This window comes from Cellulomonas sp. URHB0016, from assembly GCF_054057935.1.
Genome location: NZ_JBSRZU010000001.1, coordinates 3,902,863 through 3,923,869, shown reverse-complemented (window position 1 = coordinate 3,923,869; position 21,007 = coordinate 3,902,863). Strand labels below are relative to the sequence as shown.

General features: G+C 70.8%; 20 protein-coding genes. 8 read left to right on the top strand and 12 right to left on the bottom strand.

Annotation, left to right across the window (positions count from 1 at the left end; translation table 11 throughout):
* The first annotated feature begins 204 nt into the window (after positions 1-204).
* Positions 205-753: a pentapeptide repeat-containing protein gene (locus tag ACVW07_RS17970; RefSeq protein ID WP_456820570.1), complete on the top strand. Its 549-nt coding sequence runs from the start codon at positions 205-207 to the stop codon at positions 751-753.
* Positions 754-772: 19 nt separating this feature from the next.
* Here ACVW07_RS17970 and fucP read toward each other — a convergent pair whose 3' ends face one another.
* Both fucP and ACVW07_RS17960 read right to left on the bottom strand, forming a co-directional pair.
* Positions 773-2,122 (bottom strand): L-fucose:H+ symporter permease, encoded by a 1,350-nt coding sequence (gene fucP, locus ACVW07_RS17965; RefSeq protein WP_456820569.1) that lies wholly within the window; start codon positions 2,120-2,122, stop codon positions 773-775.
* 38 nt (positions 2,123-2,160) lie between these two features.
* Positions 2,161-2,472, bottom strand: a complete 312-nt coding sequence (locus ACVW07_RS17960) for a putative quinol monooxygenase (protein ID WP_456820568.1) — start codon at positions 2,470-2,472, stop codon at positions 2,161-2,163.
* A 90-nt stretch (positions 2,473-2,562) separates the two neighbouring features.
* Between ACVW07_RS17960 and ACVW07_RS17955 the strand changes: the two genes are divergently transcribed.
* Positions 2,563-3,024 carry a hypothetical protein gene (locus ACVW07_RS17955; protein WP_456820567.1) on the top strand — a complete coding sequence of 154 codons (462 nt, stop codon included), beginning with the start codon at positions 2,563-2,565 and terminating at the stop codon, positions 3,022-3,024.
* A gap of 105 nt (positions 3,025-3,129) precedes the next feature.
* On the opposite strand, the gene ACVW07_RS17950 is transcribed toward ACVW07_RS17955, so the two are convergent.
* The 6 genes from ACVW07_RS17950 to ACVW07_RS17925 form a co-directional block, all read right to left on the bottom strand.
* The gene (locus tag ACVW07_RS17950) at positions 3,130-3,558 is read right to left on the bottom strand and encodes a nuclear transport factor 2 family protein (protein ID WP_456820566.1); all 429 of its coding nucleotides are present in this window, start codon (positions 3,556-3,558) and stop codon (positions 3,130-3,132) included.
* Between the two features lie 78 nt (positions 3,559-3,636).
* Positions 3,637-5,109, bottom strand: a complete 1,473-nt coding sequence (locus ACVW07_RS17945; RefSeq protein WP_456820565.1) for an aldehyde dehydrogenase family protein — start codon at positions 5,107-5,109, stop codon at positions 3,637-3,639.
* A 17-nt stretch (positions 5,110-5,126) separates the two neighbouring features.
* Positions 5,127-6,287 (bottom strand): MFS transporter, encoded by a 1,161-nt coding sequence (locus ACVW07_RS17940; RefSeq protein WP_456820564.1) that lies wholly within the window; start codon positions 6,285-6,287, stop codon positions 5,127-5,129.
* Positions 6,280-7,497, bottom strand: a complete 1,218-nt coding sequence (locus ACVW07_RS17935; RefSeq protein WP_456820563.1) for a putative PEP-binding protein — start codon at positions 7,495-7,497, stop codon at positions 6,280-6,282. The genes ACVW07_RS17940 and ACVW07_RS17935 overlap by 8 nt, the downstream gene beginning before the upstream one ends.
* Before the next feature lie 4 nt (positions 7,498-7,501).
* Positions 7,502-8,650, bottom strand: a complete 1,149-nt coding sequence (locus ACVW07_RS17930; protein WP_456820562.1) for a hypothetical protein — start codon at positions 8,648-8,650, stop codon at positions 7,502-7,504.
* On the bottom strand, positions 8,647-9,357 hold the full coding sequence (locus tag ACVW07_RS17925) for an L-threonylcarbamoyladenylate synthase (protein WP_456820561.1): 711 nt from the start codon (positions 9,355-9,357) through the stop codon (positions 8,647-8,649). Before ACVW07_RS17925 ends, ACVW07_RS17930 begins: the two co-directional genes overlap by 4 nt.
* Positions 9,358-9,685: 328 nt before the next feature.
* Between ACVW07_RS17925 and ACVW07_RS17920 the strand changes: the two genes are divergently transcribed.
* The 4 genes from ACVW07_RS17920 (at position 9,686) to ACVW07_RS17905 (ending at position 13,907) form a co-directional block, all read left to right on the top strand.
* Positions 9,686-10,396, top strand: a complete 711-nt coding sequence (locus tag ACVW07_RS17920) for a hypothetical protein (RefSeq protein WP_456820560.1) — start codon at positions 9,686-9,688, stop codon at positions 10,394-10,396.
* A gap of 413 nt (positions 10,397-10,809) precedes the next feature.
* Positions 10,810-11,469, top strand: coding sequence for a hypothetical protein (locus ACVW07_RS17915; RefSeq protein ID WP_456820559.1), 660 nt, complete (start codon positions 10,810-10,812; stop codon positions 11,467-11,469).
* Between the two features lie 112 nt (positions 11,470-11,581).
* Positions 11,582-12,349, top strand: a complete 768-nt coding sequence (fabI, locus tag ACVW07_RS17910) for an enoyl-ACP reductase FabI (protein WP_456820558.1) — start codon at positions 11,582-11,584, stop codon at positions 12,347-12,349.
* 106 nt (positions 12,350-12,455) lie between these two features.
* Positions 12,456-13,907: a nitronate monooxygenase gene (locus ACVW07_RS17905; protein ID WP_456820557.1), complete on the top strand. Its 1,452-nt coding sequence runs from the start codon at positions 12,456-12,458 to the stop codon at positions 13,905-13,907.
* 49 nt (positions 13,908-13,956) lie between these two features.
* On the opposite strand, the gene ACVW07_RS17900 is transcribed toward ACVW07_RS17905, so the two are convergent.
* The 3 genes from ACVW07_RS17900 to ACVW07_RS17890 form a co-directional block, all read right to left on the bottom strand.
* Positions 13,957-14,337 (bottom strand): PH domain-containing protein, encoded by a 381-nt coding sequence (locus ACVW07_RS17900; protein ID WP_456820556.1) that lies wholly within the window; start codon positions 14,335-14,337, stop codon positions 13,957-13,959.
* A gap of 267 nt (positions 14,338-14,604) precedes the next feature.
* The gene (locus ACVW07_RS17895; RefSeq protein ID WP_456820555.1) at positions 14,605-16,221 is read right to left on the bottom strand and encodes a hypothetical protein; all 1,617 of its coding nucleotides are present in this window, start codon (positions 16,219-16,221) and stop codon (positions 14,605-14,607) included.
* Positions 16,222-16,301: 80 nt separating this feature from the next.
* On the bottom strand, positions 16,302-16,880 hold the full coding sequence (locus ACVW07_RS17890; RefSeq protein WP_456820554.1) for a hypothetical protein: 579 nt from the start codon (positions 16,878-16,880) through the stop codon (positions 16,302-16,304).
* A gap of 481 nt (positions 16,881-17,361) precedes the next feature.
* On the opposite strand from ACVW07_RS17890, the gene ACVW07_RS17885 reads away from it, so the two are divergent.
* On the top strand, positions 17,362-19,584 hold the full coding sequence (locus tag ACVW07_RS17885) for a toxin glutamine deamidase domain-containing protein (RefSeq protein WP_456820553.1): 2,223 nt from the start codon (positions 17,362-17,364) through the stop codon (positions 19,582-19,584).
* Complete coding sequence (locus ACVW07_RS17880) at positions 19,581-19,841, top strand: hypothetical protein (RefSeq protein ID WP_456820552.1); 261 nt, start codon at positions 19,581-19,583, stop codon at positions 19,839-19,841. Before ACVW07_RS17885 ends, ACVW07_RS17880 begins: the two co-directional genes overlap by 4 nt.
* A 195-nt stretch (positions 19,842-20,036) precedes the next feature.
* Here the strand turns inward: ACVW07_RS17880 and ACVW07_RS17875 are convergent, their stop codons facing one another.
* Entirely contained in the window at positions 20,037-20,930 is an 894-nt protein-coding gene (locus ACVW07_RS17875) for an HNH endonuclease (protein WP_456820551.1), read from the bottom strand.
* Positions 20,931-21,007: the final 77 nt, after the last annotated feature.

Below are 21,007 nucleotides of genomic sequence, written 5' to 3'. Positions count from 1 at the left end.
CCGACGCCTGGAACGGCAGGACCCGGTGCGACGATCGAGGTCGTGGACGGCAGCTCCGAGAAAAGTCCGAGCGAGACGCTCGACCGGGATGTTCGTCGGCGCTCGCCGTGGATATGGCCCGCGGTCGGGATCACCGCCATGGCCATTGCTGGTGCCGCAGCCGGGCCCGTGGGCGCAGCCGTCGTTCTCAGCGCTCTGGTGGGTATGGCAGCGAGTGCCGTTCTGGACGTCGGGCTGCCTGCGTCGTGGACACGCGCTGCACCCGCGATCGGCGTGCTCGTCGGGCTCGCCGTCCTCGCCGCATCCCTCCTGTTCGTCGACGGGCGTGGCGGCGGACAGGAGCGGTCGGCGGCCCCGGCGTCGAGCACCGGCAGGTCCTTCGAGGACCTCAGGGGAGAGACCCTCTCCCAGTCCTTCACGGACTCGGCGGACCTTCGTGGTGCGGCACTCGGCGGCGCCGTGCTCGCGTCGCTCGACCTGCGGGGCGTCGACCTCAGCGGTGCCCAGGCCGCGGGGATCGACCTGCGCGACGCCGACCTCACCGGCGCGACCCTGGTCGGGGCGGACCTCCGGGGCGCTGATCTCCGCGGGGCGTGTCTGGACCGGGCGGAGCTCTCCGGCGCGAACCTCACAGGCGCCGACGCCTCCGGCGCCTCGACCGTCCGGACCGTGGTGACACCCGACCAGACGGCGGCGGCCTCCGCCTGGCCCGAGGTCGGCGCGGCGGTGCGGCCGTGCCTGTCGGACCGCTAGCTCCCACGCGTACCGGCGCTCAGTGCGCCGCGCCCTCCGTCACCAGCGGCCCGACCTGCCGGTCGGACCGGAGGTCGAACAGCGCGTACGCAGCGACGAACCCGAGGCAGGCAGCCGGCACGATGAACCCCGCGTTGGTGCTGGCCCGGTCCATGATCAAGCCCTGGATCGGCGGCATGAGCGCCCCGCCGAGGATGGCCATCACGAGGCCCGCGGCACCGAACTTCGTGTCGGGGCCCAGCCCGTGCAGGGCGACGCCGTAGATCGTCGGGAACATCAGCGACAGCGACACCGAGATCGCGACGACGGCGATCAGCCCGACCATGTTGGGCGACACCACGGCGACGAAAGCGAGCACCACACCGAGCAGCCCCATGGCGAACAGGAGCTTCGTCGGCCGGATGATCCCCAGCAGGTACGTCATCACGAAGCGCGAGACGAGGAACAGGATCAGGCTGGCCTGCAGGTACCACCCCGCCTGCGAGGCGGGCACGCCCACCACGTCCTGGGCGTACTGGATGGTGAAGCTCCACGCGCACACCTGGGCGCCGACGTTGAGGAACTGGGCGAGCACGCCGAAGCGGTAGTGCCGGTTGTGCCACAGCCGCCCGAACGCTCCCCCGCTGCGCTCCTCGACCCCGAAGTGGGCGTGCTCGTCGGGCACGTTGATCTTCCGGAACGCGATGAGCAGCCAGATGAGCAGCAACGCGATCGCGATGCCCGTGTACGGCCCGAGCACGAGGGCGAGGTCGTTCTCCTGCGCCTGCTCGAGCTGCTGCGCCGTCATGTCGGCCTTCTCGGCCTCCGTCGTGATGTTGGGCAGGATCAGCACGGCGCCGAGCAGCACGCCGATGTTCGCGCCGACCGGGTTGAACGCCTGCGCGAGGTTCAGGCGCTGCGTCGCGCTGCGCTCCGGACCCATGGAGATCACGAAGGGGTTGGCCGACGTCTCCAGGATGGAGAGCCCGGCGGCCAGCACGAACAGCGCGATCAGGAAGAACCCGTACTCGAGGAGCCTGCCCGCCGGGATGAACAGGAACCCGCCGACGGTGGCCAGCCCCAGGCCGGTCAGCACGCCGACCTTGTAGCCGAACCGCTTGTTGATCAGTGCCGCGGGGATGGCGAGCGCGAAGTACGCCCCGTAGTACGCGAACTGGACCAATGCCGACTGGAAGTTCGACATGAGGAAGATGTGCCGGAACACGCCGACCAGGACGTCCGTGAGGTTGGCCGCCGAGCCCCACGCGGCGAAGCACGCGACGATCATGATGAAGGGAACGGTCAGGCCCGGATAGACGAGACTGCTCTTGTTCTTCTTGCCGGTGCTGTCGACGGTCGGTTCTGGCTTGATCACGGTCGGTCGGTCCATGCGGAACTACCCCCCCGTCACACGTGCCCTCTACAAGGTCACTTCTCGTCGAACAGCCGCAGGTCCGACGGTTCGCGAAGCAGGTCCTCGAGGATGCGGTTGCCCTCCGTGTTGTACGGCTGCTGCATGTGCTCGTCCCAGGCCGCACGCGAGCGGAACATCTCCAACATGACCCACGAGTCGGGGTCGTCCTGCGGCTGCACCAGGTGCATGAACACGCACCCGGGCTCGGTGAGCGTGCTCCGACGCATCGACTGCAGCTGCGCCTCGGCCTCCTCGAGGCGGTCCAGGCGCGGCTTGATGGTCACCACCAGGAAAAGCGGTCGGTCCTCGTCGTCCGGTTCGCTCATACCCTGTTCCTACACCCGCTCGCGGATCGCCACCCTTTGTCAGCCGCGGTAGCGTGCGCCCATCGGGCAGGTGTGTGACCGGAGGTCATCATGCGGCGTTACCTGATCGTGGCGAACCAGACGCTCGACAGCGACCAGCTCATGAGCGTCATCCGAGAACGGAGCGCCGCCGGCCCGGCCGAGTTCCGGCTCGTGGTGCCGGCCACCCCCGTCAAGGACCTGGCCTCGAACGCCGTCGCCGTCCCCATGCCGGTCATGGGCGGTCCGCTCACGCTGCCTCATCCGCCTGCTGAGGCGGAGAAGCTCGCGCAGGCCAAGCTCGACGCTGCCTTGCACAAGCTGACCGCGGCCGGGGTGACCGCCACCGGGGCGGTGTCGGACCCTGACCCCATGCACGGTGTGGAGGCGGCCACGGCCGACGGGACGTTCGACGAGATCATCGTCGTGACCCTGCCGTCGCGGTTCTCCCACTGGCTGCACGCCGACCTGCCTGACCGCCTGGCCCACCGGTTCCACGTGCCGGTCACGCACGTGGCCACGCAGGACCTCTGACCGCGTCCACCGGCTCGCCGACGACGGGCCGCCAGGTGGCAAGTCGTGCCGTCGCCCGCCGCAGCGCCCGGCGGGCCGGAGCTCCAGCCCGCCGGGCGTCGCAGGTCAGCCTGCGACGAAAGCTGCGTGGATCGCGTAGCTGTCCTCGTACATGTGGAAGCGGGTGATCCGGCCGTCAGCGACCGAGAAGTGCAGGGCGAAGTCGTTGTGGAACGCCTTGCCGGTCGCCAGCGCCACGAAGTCGCAGGAGGCGAAGGCCACCGCGTCGCCGCCCTGCGTGACCCGGCCCGTGAGGTCGAAGGCCTGCGGCTCGAGCTGGTCACCGAGGATCCCGAAGAACTCGGCCACCTCGGCGGCGGTGCTCCGGGAGCCGGCCCACGGCACGTTCGAGGCGCCGGCGACCCGCAGGTCCACCGGGTCCGCGAACAGGCCGAGCAGCGTGTCGTGGTCCCCGCCGCCGAAGGCGGTGAAGAACGCGTCGACGGTCTCGTCGGTCGTGCGCGTCGTTGCTTCCGTGCTCTGTGTGACGGTCATGCGTCATTCCTCCTGTTGTCGAGCTGTGTGTCACGCCGCCGTGAGCACGCTCAGGTGCGGGGCGGCGTCCGGCGCGCCTCAGGCGCGCGGGTCGAAGGGGTCGCGCACGCCGAGACCGCGGTCCACCCACACCGCCTTGACCTCGCTGAACTCCTCGAGGCACCCCGGCCCGTTCTCCCTGCCGAGGCCGCTGGAGCGCATCCCGCCGAACGGGACGTTGTACGCCACCTTGCGGTAGTTGTTCACCCACACGGTCCCGGCGACGAGACGGCTGGCCACCCGGTCGGCGCGACCGAGATCCCGGGTCCAGCAGCCGGCCGCGAGCCCGTAGCGGGTCGCGTTGGCGAGTGCCACCGCGTCGTCCTCGGTGTCGAACGGCACCACGCAGACCACCGGGCCGAACACCTCCTCCTGGAAGATCTCGGTGTCCGGTGCGACGCCGGTCAGCACCGTCGGGCGGAAGAAGAGCCCGTCCGGAAGGTCGTCGACGACCTCGCGGTGACCTCCCGCCGCGACGGTCGCGCCGTCCGCCACGGCGCGCGCGACCATCGTCTCGATCCTCGCCAGCTGGCTGGGGCTCGCGATCGAGCCCATGTCCGTCTCGGGTGCGAACGGGTCCCCCAGCCGCATCGTGTCCGCGACGGCTACGAGCCGGGTCAGGACATGGTCGAAGACCTCCCGCTGGACCAGCACCCGGGAGCCGGCCATGCACGTCTGCCCGGAGGCGCCGAAGACCCCCGCGACGACGCCCCGCACCGCCTGCTCGAGGTCGGCGTCCGCGAACACGATGTTGGCGCTCTTGCCCCCGAGCTCCAGCGACACCGGACGCAGACCGGTCGCGGCGGCCCGGGCGACCGTCTCACCGGCCGCGGAGGAGCCGGTGAACGCGATCTTCGCGATGTCCGGATGCTCCACGAGCGCGCGGCCGACGGACGCGTCGCCCGTGACGACGTCGAGGACGCCCGGCGGCAGGCCCGCCTCGACGGCGAGCTCGGCGAAGCGCAGCGTGGACAGGGGCGTGACCTCGGACGGCTTGACCACCACGGTGTTGCCCACGGCCAGCGCCGGCCCGACCTTCCACATCAGGAGGTTCAACGGGGAGTTCCACGGCGTCAGGCACGCGACGACCCCGAGCGGGAGACGCTCGGTGTGCACGCGCATCCCGCCGATCGGTGGTTCGACGACGTACCCGCTCGGCATCGTCAGGAGGCCTGCGTAGTAGCGCAGGTGGTCGCCGAGCTGGTGCGCCTGGCCGAGCATCTCCTTGTGCAGCTTGCCGTTCTCACGGACCTGCAGCTCGGCGAGCTCACCCGCGGCTGCGTCGAGGACGTCCGCCAGTCGCAGGAGCGACCGACGACGCTCGGCCGTCGGCGTCTCGCGCCACGTCGACCAGGCCGCGGACGCGTCGGCGACGGCGGCCCGCACGTCGTCGTCCGACGCCGTGGTGACGGTGCCGACCACCGACCCGTCCCACGGCGAGCGGACCTCGAGCGGCTCGCCGTGGCCCGTGGCTCGCGAGCCACCCAGGAAGCAGCCGTCGACGGCTGCCACCACCCGTGCCGTACCGGTCATCGGGTGGCGACCGCCGGACGGGCCGACCGCTGTCCCCGCACCGCGGCCACGGCTGTCAGCACGAGCAGCAGGGTGGTCAGCACGAGTGCCAGTCCACCGGAGGCGCCACCCAGGACGGGGCCGAGCAGGCCGGCGGCCGAGCCACCGACGAACAGCGAGCACGTGAACGTCGCCACGGCGACCGGTACGGAGCGACGCGCCTCCATGACGACGAGCTGGATCGACGCCGGGACCATGAGCGTTGCACCGCAGGTGACCAGCGCGACGGCGACGAGCGGCTCACCGCCGAGCGCCACCGTGCCGGTTCCCGCCAGTGCGAGCGCCAGGCCCACGGCACGGCGCGCCTCCGCCGGGCGGCCCGCGAGGACCCGGGCGGACGCGAGCAGCGCCAGCACGCACACCAGCACGATCACGAGCGCGAGGGTGGGATGGTCGCCGTCGCGCGCGGCGGCGTTCACCGTGACGAAGGAGGCCATCAGCACCGCCGCGCAGACGGCGCTGAACGCCCCCTGCGGGCTGGCCACCTCGTACCGGAACAGCGGGTAGGGCAGCCCCAGCGCCGGGTTGCCGTCGGCCAGCCCGCCGAGCCGCGTCGCCACCCCGGCGACCGCCACGAGCGCCAGCCCGTACAGGACCAGCGTGGGGCGCCACCCGATGGTCGTGCCCAGCAGCGTCGACGCGAGACCGACGACGCCGGCCGAACCGAGCAGGCCGAACACCATCGACGAGTTCGCGAGCAGACGCTTCTGCATCGGCACCCGCTGGGTCGTGGCGACGAACGCCGCAGGCGGGAACCCGCCGAGCAGGATGCCCTCGAGCAGTCGCAGCGGGAGGAACACACCGGTCACGGGCGCCACGGCGCACAGGATGCTCACGACCCCGCCGCTGGCCAGGCTCAGCACCAGCACCCGCCGGGCGCCGAGGCGCCCGGCGAGCGAGCCGAGCAGGACCATGCCGATCGCGTACCCCGCCGCGAAGGCGGCGACGCCGAGCGCGGCACCGTGACCGAGCGACGTCGTGATCGCAGGCACCAGCGGGATCAGCCCGTAGAGCTGACCCGTGGCGAGCGTCGCGCCGGTCACGAGGAACAGGCAGAACTGGGCGACCGGCATGACGGGGGCGTCGACGCCCGGCGCGGGGGCGGTGCGCTCAGGCACCGCTCGCCACCGGGACGTCGTCCTCGGACGCCGGCACGCCGGCGGCGGCGGACAGTCGCGTCGCGAAGCTCAGCTCGTTGACGCGCGCCGAGCAGATCAGCTCGCCGACACCGGCTCGCACCAGCTCGGTCATGATCTTGGTGTCCCGCCGGATCTCGCCGCACACGAACGTGTGCACGCCGTGCCGGCGCGCCTGTGCCACCACGCGTCGCAGCAGGCTGAGGTTGGCGGGACTGTCGTGCACGACCTTCAGCCGGCGGTTGCTCCGGTCCACGCCGTTGAAGAGCGCGAAGAGGTCGGAGGTGCCGATCGCCATGAAGTCGACGTCCCCGCTGCCGAGGAGCGCGTCCAGATCCTCGGCGACGGCGGGGACCTCCAAGGTGAAGCCGAGCCGCACCTGGGACCGGTCGATGCCCGCCCGGGCGACGAGCGCGACGAAGTCCCGGTACTCCTGCGCCGAGGACACGAAGGGGGCGCAGATCTGGATGGGCGTCTCGAACTCCGCGAGGAACCGGCGGACCGCGGCGAGCTCGGGCAGCCATCGCTCCATCGCCCGGGGCCCACGCACACCCATGTCAGGGTTGACCTCGGCCTCCACGTGGATCCCGACCTCGTCCAGCTCGGCCGACGTCGGGTCCGAGAGAACGCACCGGATGTCCGTCCAGTGCTGCTCGCCCAGCTTGGTGAGCTCCTGGTACAGGTGCTGCTCGATCCGCGCAAGGTCGTCGTAGGCAGACGGGTCCGTGCTGAACAGCTGGAAGAGCTGGAACTTGAACCGGAAGTATCCGAGCGAGGTGACCCCGAACCGCCGGTAGGCGTCGAGGTTGCGCCCGCTCATGACCGAGCAGATGGCGGTGACCGGGACGCCCTCGTCGAGCACGATCAGGCCTTCGTCGCTGACCAGGCACCGGGCGTCGTCGGGTGCCTGCGACGCGTCGTCGACGACGAGTGCGATCCCCGCCTCCTGCAGCATCTTGCGGGCGTGGTCCGCGAACTCACCGCCCGTGACGACGACGGCGCCGATCCCGTCCGAGCTGATCACGCTGTTCACCACGCCGAAGTCCAGCGTGTGCGTGAACAGGATCCGCTCGGCGCCGCTCTGCGCGGCGTCGACCGTGCGGGTGACGGTGCCGATCGCGATCCCCTCCGGGGTCACGATGACCTCGCCTGTGGGGCCGTGCGCGTCGACCGATCTACTGAGTGGGGGCATGTCCTCAGTCCTTTCCGCTGGTTGTCGGCTGCTCCGGGAGGACGACTGTCCCCGGCTCGCCGCGAAGAATCCGATCGGTCGCCGCGAGGACCGCGGCGCAGTACCCGAGGGTGTTGTGCACGTACCCCTGCATGACGAGCTCCGTGACGTCACCGATGCGGTGGGTCACCAGGTGCTGCTCGGCGGTGAGGAGGACGGTCGAGGCGGGCACCGAGGCCCACGCCCGCGACCCGATGGTCGAGGCCGTGACGCGGAGCTGGGCGGGCTCGGCGTCTGCCAGGGCCTGCGCGGCCGCGACGATCCCCGCGCGGTCCACGTCGATCCCCCGCACGAAGAAGCGCTGCACCTGGTACCCGGGGGGCTGGACGAGGGTGCGCAGCGACACGTGGTTCGCCGACGTCGCGGGCCCGAACCGCCGCATCGACTCGGCGACCTGCGACACCCCCGGCCGGAGGTTGTCGCGCGGGTCCTCGGTGCGCGGGCCGACCCGCTTCATGCCGAAGGCCGACGACGCCGTGTCCGGGTGGACGATCTCGACCTCGGTGTGGACGAGGACGTCCTGGAGCAGCGCACCGCGCGACTCGGCGTGCTCGGCGAGCACGCGCAGCCCGGCGGTCCAGCCGGCGCACTGGCAGCTGCCCAGCGCGTACGCGCCCGCGAACCCGCCGGCCGGCTCGGTCTCGCCGGCGGCGAAGTGCTTCGCCGACGACGCGAGGAGCGCAGGGTAGACCGCGGGCAGCGCCGCGCTCTCGGCGACCCCCACGACCGTGCGCGCGATTTGCTGGACCCGGGCCAGCGTCTCGGCCGACCTCACGTGCCGCCTGCTGGTGGCCAGGATGGCGAGGTCGAAGGTCCCGATCGAGCCCAGGTCGTCCTCGAGGTCCTGGAAGTGGATCCGGAACCGTCGGTCGTCGATGCTGACGGAGCTGTCACTGGCGTCGACGCCGATCCTCCCCGCGAGCTGGGGGTTCGCGAGCAGGAGCCGGGCGGCGGCCTCCTCCAGGGACGCGGCCACGTCGACGCTCGTCCCGTCGTGCACGATCGGGTTGGTGAGGACGTCGGTCACCGGGTGCTCGACGCCGTCGGTCGCGGACAGGTGCAGCAGGTTCGATCCGATGTCGGCACCCAGGCCGATCAGCAGCACCCCGGTCACAGCCGGATACCGCCGAGCCGCGCGGTCATGGCCGCGCGGTACGCGTCGAAGTCGGTGACGAGGTCCGGGAAGTGCTGCCGCAGCTTCTCGGTGGGGAACCGCCCGGCGCGCACCAGGTACGGGGTGTCGAACGAGAAGTCGACGACGGTGTTGCTCTGGAAGTCGCCGGAGGCGTCGTCCCACACGATCGGACCCCCGTCGATCACCAGGTCGGCGTGCTCACCCAGGTCGTTGATCGCCTGCTCGCGGGTCACCTGCGCACCCCCGGTTCCGGAGATGTTCGACGACGTGAGGGCGATCGGGCCGAAGTCCCGCCCGATCTCCCACATGGGGCTCGTGCCGTGGCAGAACAGGCCCACCGTCGGAGCGCCCATGGTCATCTCGGGAGGGAACGCCTCGGACTCCCCCGCCTTGAGGAAGACCAGGGTCGTCAGGTTGAGCAGGAGGTCCGCGACGAGGTCCTCGGAGATGTTCGCCGGGATGTCGGCGTACTTGCGGGAGTCCGCCGGGTCGCCGATCCCGAGAGTGAGCGGGCCGAACTTGGACCGCTCCTTCATCTCGAAGATGCGCTCGATGCCGGGCTTGCTGGTAGCGGAGCAGAAGACGCCGTAGTTGGTGACGCTCGGCGCGATGATGACGCCGTCGCGGCCGAGCAGCTCGACCGCGTACCTGCGGGTGTCGTCGTCGTACGTGCGGATGTCGGGCATGCGGAGCACTCCGTGGGGTTTCAGGGTGGGTTCTCGGGGGCCGTGACTCTGGGGCACCCAGCACGACGTCTGTGCGCCAGGGACGACCGTCCCGAGGGGACGGCGGCCCGGGAGGGGCGAGCGACCGGGGCGCGGCGGGGCGACGTCGGTGCGAGGTGCGGGAGCCATCGTGTCCAGATGGACGAGCGGCTCGGCAGTGGTCACTTCCGGACATCGCCGGCGTCTCAAAGGTCGGCGCACGAACACTTTCGGGTGACACGGCGGCTAACGTGGACACGTTCCCACACCCGCCGAAGCCAACACGTCGCCGACTCGACATGGAGTACCAATGGTCCGGACCGCGGATGTGCTCGAGCTCGGGCTCGGGCTGCCCCAGGCTGACGCCGAGGTGATCGTCGGGATCGAGAACGTGAGGTCACGGATCGCCGAGATCGCGCGTCGGTGCACGCGGTCGCTGTGGGCGTTCCAGCCCGGCGGCGCGCAGTCCGCCGCCTGCCTCGAGGCGTGCCGACCCCTGGACGAGGAGTCGCTCGCCGGCGGGGTCGACATGCGCACGGTGTACCTCGACAGCGTGCGCAACGACAGGGCGACGATCCGGTACGCCGAGTGGCTCACGAGCCAGGGCGCGCAGCTCCGTACCGCTCCCGAGCTCCCGCTGCGCCTGCTCGTCGTCGACCAGATGCTCGCCGTGCTGCCCATCGACCCCGTGGACAGCTCGATGGGCGCCGTGGTCGTCACGTCGCCGACTGTCGTCCTCGCGATCTCGGCGCTGTTCCTCGCGGTGTGGCGGGACAGTCGGCCGTTCGCCGTCTCCCGACCGCGGCGCAGCAGCCTGCTCAACGACCAGGAGCGCACCGCGCTGGAGATGTGGGCGCAAGGGCTGGCGGACGACGTGGTCGCTCGGCGTCTCGGGGTCTCACACCGCACCGCACGGCGGATCAGCGAGAGCCTGGCCGCGACGCTCGGTGCGCGAAGCCGGTTCGAGCTGGGCCTGAAGGCCGGGGAGCAAGGGCTGATCCGCTCCACCGAGCTGTCATGACCGCCGCCTCCCCCCGGTCCGGGCCGCGCGACCCAAAGTAACCACTGGTCCCGCGCCCCCCGTCTTGATGGTCTTGTGCCGCAGTCGGACCATCCAGAGAGGCACGGACATGACCCAGCTCATCCATTCGGCACTGACGATCTTCGCCACCCCCGTCACGGCGGCCGGCGCGAACGAGGTGGCGGCACTCGCTCTGGCACTCCCGTCCAGCTGGGGCTGGGACTGAGCACCTCGAGCACGGCGGTGTGCGGCAGCCGAGGGGGCTGCCGCACACCGCGGCGCGACGTGTCGTCTGTCGGGTGAACCCTGCGGGAGCCTGAGGGGCCGACCTGCACGGACGTCCTCGCTCGTCCCGGCGCATTCCCGGCGGTGCGGAACGATGGAGCCATGAGGACCGACGTCCGCGCTCCACGATGAGCGTCACCCGCGCGACCAGGCGCCGCCCGAAGGAGACCCGGGCCCAACGACTCGCCCGCCACTCCGCTCCGGGAAGCGCGCTCCGGCTGCGGCTCGTCGCATCGGACGCGGCGTTCCGGGCCGATCGCCTCCGGAAGCGACGCCGAGCCGCTGCCGTCATCCTGGCCGGCGCCCTGAGCCTGTGCGGTGTCGCCACAGCAGCCACGGCCCGGATCGTCGCGGGGTACGACGGCGCAGACCTGACCTGGTGGATCGGATTCGGAGGCAAGCGAAGCCACGCGGTGCACCACCACGCCGTCCCCACCGGTGACGCCACCCGGTTCGCCATGACGGTCACGGCCGTGCCCGTCATGCTCGCCGTCCTGTCCCTGACCGCGCTGTGCGTACCGAGGATTCGCGACACGCTCTGGAGCACCGTCCCCGCGTGGGTCGGCGCCTGGCTGGCTCCGGGTCTCGCCGTGGGCGTCGTCGCCAGCTTCTTGGGCTCCGTCGCCGGGCAGGACGGGGACGACTTCCTTCCCGCGCTCGCCGGGGTCGCACCCCAGGGGCTCCCGCTGTTCGCGTTCTTCGCGGTGGCGCCGGTGCTGGTCTGGGCCGAGGACCGGCGCAAGGGAGGCAGATCGAAGCGCCGGCGCACAGCCCGAGCTCGCGCCTAGCACGGACGGCCGGCCTTGCGGCCGCCGGACGGCCCAGGTCGAGCCCGCACGGCCGACTAGGTTCGTGCGCGCCCGACGAACCGCGGACGGCACCGACAGGCGGGAGACGCTGATGGGACTGCTCGACGGCAGGACGATCCTGGTGACCGGGGTGCTCACCGAGGGCTCGATCGCCTTCCATGTCGCGCGGCTCGCCCAGGGGCAGGGTGCGCGAGTGGTCCTCACGTCGTTCGGCCGCCAGCAGCGGCTGACGGAGGCGATCGCCCGGCGGCTGCCCGACCCACCGCCCGTGGTCCGGCTCGACGTCACGTCCACCGAGGACCTCGCGGCCCTCGCCGGCGCCGTCGGCCAGCACACCGACCGCCTCGACGGTGTCGTCCACTCGATCGGGTTCGCTCCGCAGTCCGTGCTCGGCGGGCAGTTCCTGCAGGGCGAGTGGCCGGACGTGGCGACGGCTCTGCAGGTGTCGGCCTACTCGCTCAAGGCCCTCGCCGTCGCCGCGCAGCCGCTCATGGCGCGGGGTGGCGCGGTCGTCGGCCTGACGTTCGACGCCACGGTCGCATGGCCGGTCTACGACTGGATGGGCGTGGCCAAGGCCGCGCTCGAGTCGACGTCCCGGTACCTGGCCCGTGACCTCGGGCCCGAGGGGATCCGGGTCAACCTCGTCTCCGCCGGCCCCATCAGGTCGACCGCGGCCAAGGCGATCCCCGGCTTCGAGTCGATCGAGGGCGGCTGGGACGGCCGGGCACCGCTCGGCTGGGACGTCAACGACGCCGAGCCCACCGCCCGCACCGTCGTCGCGCTGCTGTCGGACTGGTTCCCGGCGACGACCGGCGAGATCGTGCACGTCGACGGCGGGGTGCACGCGATGGGCCTGTAGGCCTCGGTGCGCGGTGCTGCGGCGCCAGGGTCGTTCGTCCCGACCCGACCGGATCCATGGACCTACGTTGGCGTAGCTTACGCCGCCGTAGGTCTGGAGAGATCGAATGTCGACACCCGTGCCCGTGACGTCGCTGCGACGAGCACTCCCGACGATCATCCAAGGCGGGATGGGGGTCGCGGTCTCGTCCTGGCGCCTGGCGTCCGCCGTGGCCCGGCGGGGTCAGCTCGGCGTCGTGTCGGGCACCGCGCTCGACCTCGTCCTGGCCCGTCGCCTCGAGGACGGGGACCTCGACGGCTCGGCCCGTCGCGCGATGGCCGCATTCCCGGTGCGTGCCGTCGTCGACCGGGTCCTGAACCGGCACCTGCGACCCGGCGGACGCCGGCCAGGGGTGCCGTACACCCCGGTGCCCAGGCTCGGCCTGCGACCGCGCAGGGCCTCCCAGGAGCTGACCGTGCTCGGCAGCTTCGTCGAGGTGTGGCTCGCCAAGGAGGGTCACGACGGCCACGTGGGCATCAACTTCCTGGAGAAGATCCAGCTGGCGATGCCTGCCGCCGCGTACGGCGCGATGCTCGCCGGCGTCGACGCCGTCCTCGTCGGCGCCGGCATCCCGCGGCACCTGCCGCACCTGCTCGACGACCTGGCCGACCACCGCGCGACCCGGATGCCCGTGCAGGTCACCGGCGACGCGGGCGGCGACCACGCGGTGGAGATCGACCCGCCTGACCTCGTCGGGCGCGAGCTTCCGGCGCTGCGCCGACCGATGTTCCTCGCCATCGTGTCCAGCGAGGTCCTCGCCGCCTACCTAGCGCGCGACCCGGCTGTCCGACCCGACGGCTTCGTCATCGAGGGGCCGCCTGCGGGAGGTCACAACGCACCGCCCCGCGGCAGGCCGGTGCACGACGAGCGGGGCCAGCCTCTGTTCGGCGCGAGGGACGAGGCGGACCTCGGGAAGGTCGCCGCCGTGGGGCTGCCGTTCTGGCTGGCCGGCTCGCGCGGCACGCCCGAGGCGGTGCGGGACGCCCGCGCTGCGGGCGCGGCGGGCGTCCAGGTCGGCACGGTCTTCGCACTGAGCACCGACTCGGGCCTGACTCCCGCGCTCCGCGCGCTGCTGCTGACCAAGCTGCGGGAAGGCTCCCTCGAGGTGCTCACCGACGCGGCCGCCTCGCCGACGGGCTTCCCGTTCAAGGTCGCTCAGCTCGACGGCTCGCTGTCCGACCCGGCCGTGCGCGCGGCCCGGCCCCGGCTGTGCGACCTCGGCTACCTGCGGACGACGTACCTCAAGGACGACGGCCGGGTCGGGTACCGGTGCCCGGCCGAGCCGGTCGAGCAGTTCGTCCGCAAGGGCGGGGACATCGCGGACACCGTCGACCGCGTCTGCCTCTGCAACGCGCTCTCCGCCGACGTCGGTCTCGGCCAGACCCGGGCGGACGGGCGCGCCGAGGAGCCGCTCGTCACGCTCGGCGCCGACCTCACAGGCGCCAGCCGGCTGGCCGAGCTGCACCCTGGCGGGTGGTCCGCGGACCAGGTGCTCGACTGGTTGCTCGCGCCCGTGTGACGAAGGCTCGACCGCGACGCCACCCCCGGCGACCGCGTCGTCGTTCTGGTCAGCTGCGGGTGACCAGCGTCAGGACGGCGTCGTGGACGTGCCGGGCCTTGTCCTCGCCGCGGAACGTTGCCTCGTGCGTCGACGACCCGACGGTGAACGCGACGGTCGCCGAGGTCAGGAAGCGCCCGAACGCCGACTTGTCGGCGACGAACGACACGGACGAGATCGACCGCAGCGGCAGCGACGTGACGGCGGTCCGGCCGCCGACGAACGACTTGTCCTGGATGATCACGCGCAGGCTCGTCACGGCGAGGAAACCCGTGCCGGCACCGGTGCAGTCGTAGACCGCCAGGACCTGCTCTCCGTCGATGAGCCCGGCGAGCACCTTCTCGAGCTGCTCCGGCTTGTCGTGGGGAATGTTCGCGTCGGGAGGAGTCATCAGGGTTCCTTCGGTGTGGCCGCAGGAGCGGCGCTGGGAGGGGATACCTGGAAGTTCTACCGCGTGGCGGCGCATGGCGGGGTGGTTCCCGAAAGAACCGCCCGAGCAGTACCGAAACTCCCGGTCAGGATCCTCTGACCGGGAGTTTCGTCGTTGGTGGGGTGCTGTGGGCGCCTCGTCAGTTCGGGAGGCGGGGCCTCGAGGCAGGCTCGCGGCGATCGGGCATGGTGCGAGGTGCTCCGGGGCGTGCCGGAGTCAGGCTCTGTGCTAGTTCTTCGCGGTCCTTCTGGTCCTTCTGGTCCTTCTGGTCTTCGCGGTGGTTGCCGGCCTGTCTGGACTTCGTTGTCGGACGCCGCGGGTGCGGGTCTGCCGGTCCATCCAACGGTCGTCGTCCGGCTCGCCGAGCTGAACCTGCCAAGGATCGGGAAGCCCTCGGGACGTGTACCAGTCATGCAGACGCTCGGTGTTGCGGCCGGCGAGAGTGAACGCCAGGAGCAGCGTGGTCGCGCCGAGCCCGGTCATGTGGAAGAACCCGCGATTGATGGTCAGGTTGTTGTTCTTCACCTGGGCGTTGAGGCCTTCGACGAGCGACCGCCGGTTGTAGGACAACGTCCAGGGAGTTGACTGCCACGGCAAGGGCTGGCGGTCGCGTTCCCGGTCGGTGTCTCGGATGGTCACGACCTTGCTGCATCCGCAGGGCACGCCTTGGACGCAGGTCGTGGTCGGGAACTTGTAGGACAGGCGCATGGACTCGGGGTTGTTCGCGCACCGCACGTGCTTCGCGAGGGCGGGCCCCTTGAAGCGCTGGGTGCCACGGGAGTCGTTGTGGCTCGAGTGCGGCGTGAACTGGAACGGGGCGCGCTTGTCGAACTCGTGCCGCGCTGCAGCCTTCGTCGCGGCGGAGTCCCCAGGGCTCGACGGCTCGAGCTCGATGAGGCGGGGCGGGATGGCGCTGGTGTATAGGTGCCCGTCGCGCCACTCCGTCCCGGCGACGGGTCCGGGGTGGGTTTTGCGTTGGTTGGCGACGAGGTCCATGGTGATTGCGATGTTCCGCTCGCGCAGCGGCCGCGCCAGGCTGGGGGCGGAAGCGCCGCTGTAGCCGCGATCGACGAGCATCTCGTCAAGATTGCCGAGCACGTCGACGATCGCCATGGCGGCCCGGTACCGGTCGGTGACCCCTGGGCGTAGGGCCAGGCCGGCGGTCAGCTGGGGAATCGGGCTGCCGTTCACTGCTGGGACGTAGGTCGCCAGGTGGGCTTCGTACCCGATGTAGAACTCGGTCGGGTGCTGCTGGGTCGCGGTGCGCTTGCCCCACCGGGCGTCGGCGTCAGCGCAGCACCGCTCGCGGCCGCTTGTGTCGACGAACTTTGCGCGAGCCCTGGTGTGGGATTCGATGTCTGTCCCGTCGATGGCGACGGCCGTGCTTCGCGGTGCGGAGTCTGGCAACGACGCCTGGATGATTGCGGTCGCGACCTGGTCCAGGCTCCCGGGCTGAACCGGGCATGAGGACGGACACGGGAACACGTGGCCCGTCTTGGGGTCGGACTCGAGCGGATGGTTGTGGGCGACGGTGCTGCCGCTGGTAGCGACTTCGATCAGCGCGTGAAGACCGGAGAGCAACTGCCGGTAGGTCGGGCGCACCCCACCGGCGAAACCGAGTCGTTGCAGCTCGAACGGACGCAGCGACGCGATCGAGCGCACGACTTCGCGGATGTGCATCCACTTCGGAGAACACATCGCGTGGAAGAGGATGGCCGCCACGACCGCGTCCAGCGGCGCCTTGCGAGGCCGTCCGGTGCGCGCCGTCCGAACAGCGACCAGATCCTTGATCACAGGCGAGTCCGCTTGGGCGCGTGCACGCGCGATGCGCTGCTGCACGGTCATCGGGTTGGCGATGTGTACGACGTCGCTGCGCCCGCTGGCCGACTTGGTCGGCAGCGGGTACTGCAGAGAACGTCGTGGGGTCATCGACGCGCCATCGACTCGATCAGCTCGTCGGCCACAGCGGGTCGCATGTGTGCGATGGCCTTCTCGAATCCACTTGCTGACTTGACCGCGGCCATCTCGGCGAGCCCGCGCAGGTTCACGCCGTGGTCGAGGTGGGCCACGAGCCACGTAACGCGCAGCCGGTAGGTCGTCAGCCGTGGGCAGTGTTCGGGAAACTCGGCCTCCTCCAGCATCTGCGACAGGCGTGAGCTCACCCATTCGCTCTCGACTCTTCCGATGAGCCGTGAACCGCGGTCCTTGGCTGCGATCTCGAGTAGTGGCGCTTGGTAGGGGGCCGTGATGGGGACCGTGCGCGGATGGTCGCCGACGAGGCGGACGCACCACACCCCGGACACCTTCACGAAGTCACTGGTTGTCACATGGCCGATCTCGCCGGGGTGCACTCCGGCACCCAACCCGAGCGCGAGGATCACGTTCAGGCGCCGCCGGCGCACGGCAGTCGACTGCTGTCCGGCGACCTCCCACAGCCTGGCGATCTCGACCGGTGTGTAGGCACGGGACCGGGGCGCCTTCCGATCCGGTCGACCTCGGGCCACGGCGCTCTCCGGGTCAACTGCCTGCTGTAGCGGCGCATCTCCGAGCGGATCGTGGCGCGTGACTCCAAGCGGAGGGCATCGCAACCGACCTTCGTGTACCGGTCGACCTGGTCGGGGGTCAGCATCACCTCTCGGTCGAGCGGCAGCCCTTCGCCGTGAGCCCAGGCGACGAAGCGGGACAGCACCGTCATCGCGCGCCTCGCTTCCCCCTCGGCCCCGGCGCTACACCACTATCAGGGACTCCACTCGGTAGGCCTCGCCGTTGTCGTCAGGAGCGCGCAGAGTTCGGGTCAGACCGAGCGGCGTGCTGCTGGTGTCTGGCCACTTGACGTTGGTCCGCGTCGGCGGCCGGCCTGCAGAGGTCCGGCCCTTCTTCGCGGACGGCGCTCTCGGACCTGTGGACAACGGTGACCGACCCAGGTCCGCATTCGCTACGGTCCGCCCGGGATCGTGATGAATAGGGGCATACGTGCAGTTGGAAATGACGGAGCGGACCCGCACGGGCCCACCGCCCGAGTGGTGGGAGCATCTCGCGGCTCGTCCGGCGGCCTGGCTCGCGGCCCGGCCTGCTACGGCCGCGCGCCTGCGGCGCGTCCGGGCGGTAGGGACGTGGGTCGCGTTGCCGGTGCTCGCCGCGATGCTCGTGCTGGTCCCGAGCACCCGTGAGTCCGCCCGGGCGTACGCCTGGAGCTTCGCGATGCTGGTGGTGTGGTTCCTGCTGGTGCGCACCAAGACCGTGTCGTGGGCGGGGACCGCCCGGTGGTTCTCCCTGTGTGTGGCGTGGTCAGCCGTCATCGGCTGGTTCACGCTCCGGGTCGCCGACGCTCTCGACCTGTCCCCGAGTTCGGACGGGTCCGCCACCGCCCTGGCCGGCTTCCTTGAGGAGTCGGGGAAGCTCATCCCTCTGCTCGTCCTCGCGGTTCTCGCCCCCGGACGGGTTCGCCGGTTCGGTGCCGGTGACTGGGCAGTCCTCGGGTTCGCCAGCGGCGCGGCGTTCAACGGCTACGAGGACGCGATGCGCCAGCTCGCCGTCCAAGGCCAGTGGTTCCTGTGGCAGGACCCGTCCCGCGTGTACTCGTGGAATCCGTGGGCGTCGGGTCAGTTCGTGTCGACGGACGGTGTCGCGCTGAGCCCCGGGCACCACATCTGGACCGTCGCGGGTGCCATGGGCATCGGTCTGGGGATCGCCTTGTGGCGCACCCGCCGAGCATGTCTGCGCGCCCTCGCGGTCGTGCTGCCGACAGCTCTCGTTCTGTGGCAGATCGCCGACCACGCGTCCTTCAACGCGCACAACAACCAGTCGTCCTGGCCGGCCGAGCCGGCGCCGGGGTTCCCGACGATCCTGTCGGGCGTGTGGTCGGCCGGCGGACACGGACGGTTCCTCAGCATCGCGTCGGCCGTGCTCCTGGTCGCGTGCCTCCTGATCGACGTCCACCGTCGCCACCGAGCCGCTCGTCTGGCCCCCGCCGGGCTCGACCGGAGCCAACCCGGCGGCGCGGTGAACGACGACGAGCCCGGCCAGCGGGTGCTGGGGTGGTGGGCCACCACCGTGAACCCGCAGGTCGGCCCCGGCCGCACGCTGGAGCGGGTGGGGTCGATCGCGATCCGCGCCCTAGCCCAGTGGACGGCAGACATCGGTGTCGTCCTCGCCGCCCATGCACCGCTGGCTGGTGAGTCACGCCGCGCGGCAGTCCTCCGCGGACGCACGATCGCCGTCGGTGTCCGGCACATCCGCGGCGAGGCGATGGACCTCACCACGCCCGGAACGGAACCCGAGACCCGCCGACGGTTCGCAGCCGCCGCCGCCGTCCTCGGCTCGGTGGCAGTGGTGGTCTGCGTGCTGTGGGGTGCGCACGTGGCCGCGGCGGTCGGGACGTACCTGCAGCTGGACGGCGACGGCGTGTACCTGGCCGGGCTGCTGGACGGCGTCGGCGACTGGTGGAATGGCCTCAGCGGATGGCAGCAGATCGCCGTGGGTGCCGGCGTGGCTGCCCTCGTCACGCTGTCCGGCGGCTCCCTCGGTCTGGCGATGGGCATCTCCGGGGTCGCGACCTACGGCTTGTCGCACGCCGAGGGCGCCGCAACGTTCACGCGCGATCCCACCCGCGCGACCGCCGACTACCTCTCCACGACCACTCCCTTCGAGGCGAGTCTCGACGCCGGGGAGTTCATCCTGACCTTCCTGCCCGGGAACTTCGCGGGCGCCGCCGCGGGCCGCGGGGCGCGATCACTCCTGAGCCCGAGCGGACGCGTTCTACGACGTGCAGAACCACCCTTACCGTCGTCTGCGGCGATCGAGGAGTGGATCGGTGACGTCAACCCCGGATACACCGGAGATCCGTTTGATCCGCGGTCGGTCAACTGTGGACGGTGCGCCGAGTCGGTGCAGGGCGTGCTTCATGGGGGACCTCTCAAGCCCGCCGGCCCTGGGACCTACAGCATCGAGGAGATGGAAGCGATCACCGGCCTGCGCCAGATCGAGATGACGCCCGAGGAGATCGCGGAGGCACTCAGCTCAGGAGGGGCTGGGTCACACGCCGTCGTAGGGATCGATCGGGCCGCGGGCTCTGGCCACTGGTTCAATGCGTACTTCGACGGGGATCGCGTCGTCGCGGTCGACGGCCAGACGGGGCAGATCCTCGACTGGCCACCCGATTTCGGGGCCATCCGATGGGACGCGGCAATCTGGAGGGCGAACGGATGATCGAGGACCGGCTAGGCGGCGCCGTGCTTGCGAGCAGGCTCCTGCGCATCCCACTAGATGTGGCGTTGGAGAACTCGCGCGACCTTGACGACGTCGACGCCTTCTTCTACTGGGAGCCGACTCGCGGAGGAGGGCAGATCATCGTCGGGCACGACGAATCGGTGCTCTTCGGGATCTCGGCACTGTCGATGCAGCAGATGGTCGAGGCGTTCGCTGCCGGGCGACGTACCGACCTCTCGCTGTTCGAGTCCGGCTGAACACCAATCGGTCGCTCATGTGATCGTCGGCTCTGATATCTGTCGACGCAAGAGCGTCGAGGGAGGGTGTGCCTGCATTGCCGTTCTGGGTGTGCCCCGGCCGCTGGAACGGGCAGTCCTGCGCCAGGTCAGCGAGTTTCGGGAACCACCCATGGCGGTCAGGTTCCCGGTGTACCGCGCGTGGGCGACCCGGCGTCAGCGTGCGCTGGTGAAGCGCTCCCATCGCCACGCGAGCAGATCGCGCGAGGGCGCATCCACCGGCCGTCGCGGCAGAGTGATGCGAGTCCCGTGCATCTCCTGCAACCCATGCCGGAGCATCGGGCCGTCGATCTCGTCGAGAAGCCGACGATCGAGGTGGATGGTGTAGTCCGGGTTCACACCGAGCATGTTCTGGTCGTAGGCGGCGTGGTGAATCTTGCAGAGCGCCAACCCGTTGACCGTCGTCGGAACACCGAGCTCCTCGCCGTCAGGGACGATGTGCGCGGCGTCCAGCAGCGAACCGTGCGCCAGCCGACACATCGCGCAACGCGTCTCGTACGCGAGCAGCACTCGCGTACGGAACGCCGGCTGGTGCAACCGTTGCCTTGCCAGCCGCACCGCGTATGCCCGCTGCTCCACGGTGAGCTCCTTGAGGTCACCCATGAAGCGGAACGACTCGTCGAGAGCGACGAGAAATGTCCGTTCCTCCGGATAGTCGTCGACCACGTAGACCGGTGCGATCGGCGTGTAGTAGCTGGGGACCTCCTTGCGGAACAAGATCAGCGGCATGCCGGTCCTGATCGCCGCCCGGAGCTTGACGTTGTCGCCTCCGAACGGGTCCCCGTCGCGGTACGCGTAGTGCAACAGCCCGTCGGCCTCGCTCTCGACATCGTCGTACGGCCCGTGCACGGACGAGACGATCGCCAACGTCGAGCTGAAGCCGGCGGGATTCCGGATGCCGCGGGAGTAGTCGATGATCGGCAGCCGGGTGCCGTCGACCGTGAAACCCAACAGCTCGTCCCGGTGCAGGAAGCCGCCGTTGGCCTCGGCCCGCTCACGCACCCAGCGAATGATGTGGTCGCGGATCGCGGCTTCGACGGCGGTGTCCACGGAGGTCAGCTCATCAGACTTCGCACGCTCGAACAACGGCCGCGAGATTCCGGACGCTGTCGGTGGTAAGCATCACC

Bases quoted from the DNA above. Each gene is read 5' to 3' on its own strand.
- ACVW07_RS17970 (WP_456820570.1), top strand. From the start codon at position 205: ATGGCAGCGAGTGCCGTTCTGGACGTCGGGCTGCCTGCGTCGTGGACA.
- fucP (WP_456820569.1), bottom strand. From the start codon at position 2,122: ATGGACCGACCGACCGTGATCAAGCCAGAACCGACCGTCGACAGCACC.
- ACVW07_RS17960 (WP_456820568.1), bottom strand. From the start codon at position 2,472: ATGAGCGAACCGGACGACGAGGACCGACCGCTTTTCCTGGTGGTGACC.
- ACVW07_RS17955 (WP_456820567.1), top strand. From the start codon at position 2,563: ATGCGGCGTTACCTGATCGTGGCGAACCAGACGCTCGACAGCGACCAG.
- ACVW07_RS17950 (WP_456820566.1), bottom strand. From the start codon at position 3,558: ATGACCGTCACACAGAGCACGGAAGCAACGACGCGCACGACCGACGAG.
- ACVW07_RS17935 (WP_456820563.1), bottom strand. From the start codon at position 7,497: ATGCCCCCACTCAGTAGATCGGTCGACGCGCACGGCCCCACAGGCGAG.
- ACVW07_RS17925 (WP_456820561.1), bottom strand. From the start codon at position 9,357: ATGCCCGACATCCGCACGTACGACGACGACACCCGCAGGTACGCGGTC.
- ACVW07_RS17920 (WP_456820560.1), top strand. From the start codon at position 9,686: ATGGTCCGGACCGCGGATGTGCTCGAGCTCGGGCTCGGGCTGCCCCAG.
- ACVW07_RS17915 (WP_456820559.1), top strand. From the start codon at position 10,810: ATGAGCGTCACCCGCGCGACCAGGCGCCGCCCGAAGGAGACCCGGGCC.
- fabI (WP_456820558.1), top strand. From the start codon at position 11,582: ATGGGACTGCTCGACGGCAGGACGATCCTGGTGACCGGGGTGCTCACC.
- ACVW07_RS17905 (WP_456820557.1), top strand. From the start codon at position 12,456: ATGTCGACACCCGTGCCCGTGACGTCGCTGCGACGAGCACTCCCGACG.
- ACVW07_RS17900 (WP_456820556.1), bottom strand. From the start codon at position 14,337: ATGACTCCTCCCGACGCGAACATTCCCCACGACAAGCCGGAGCAGCTC.
- ACVW07_RS17895 (WP_456820555.1), bottom strand. From the start codon at position 16,221: ATGACCGTGCAGCAGCGCATCGCGCGTGCACGCGCCCAAGCGGACTCG.
- ACVW07_RS17885 (WP_456820553.1), top strand. From the start codon at position 17,362: ATGACGGAGCGGACCCGCACGGGCCCACCGCCCGAGTGGTGGGAGCAT.
- ACVW07_RS17880 (WP_456820552.1), top strand. From the start codon at position 19,581: ATGATCGAGGACCGGCTAGGCGGCGCCGTGCTTGCGAGCAGGCTCCTG.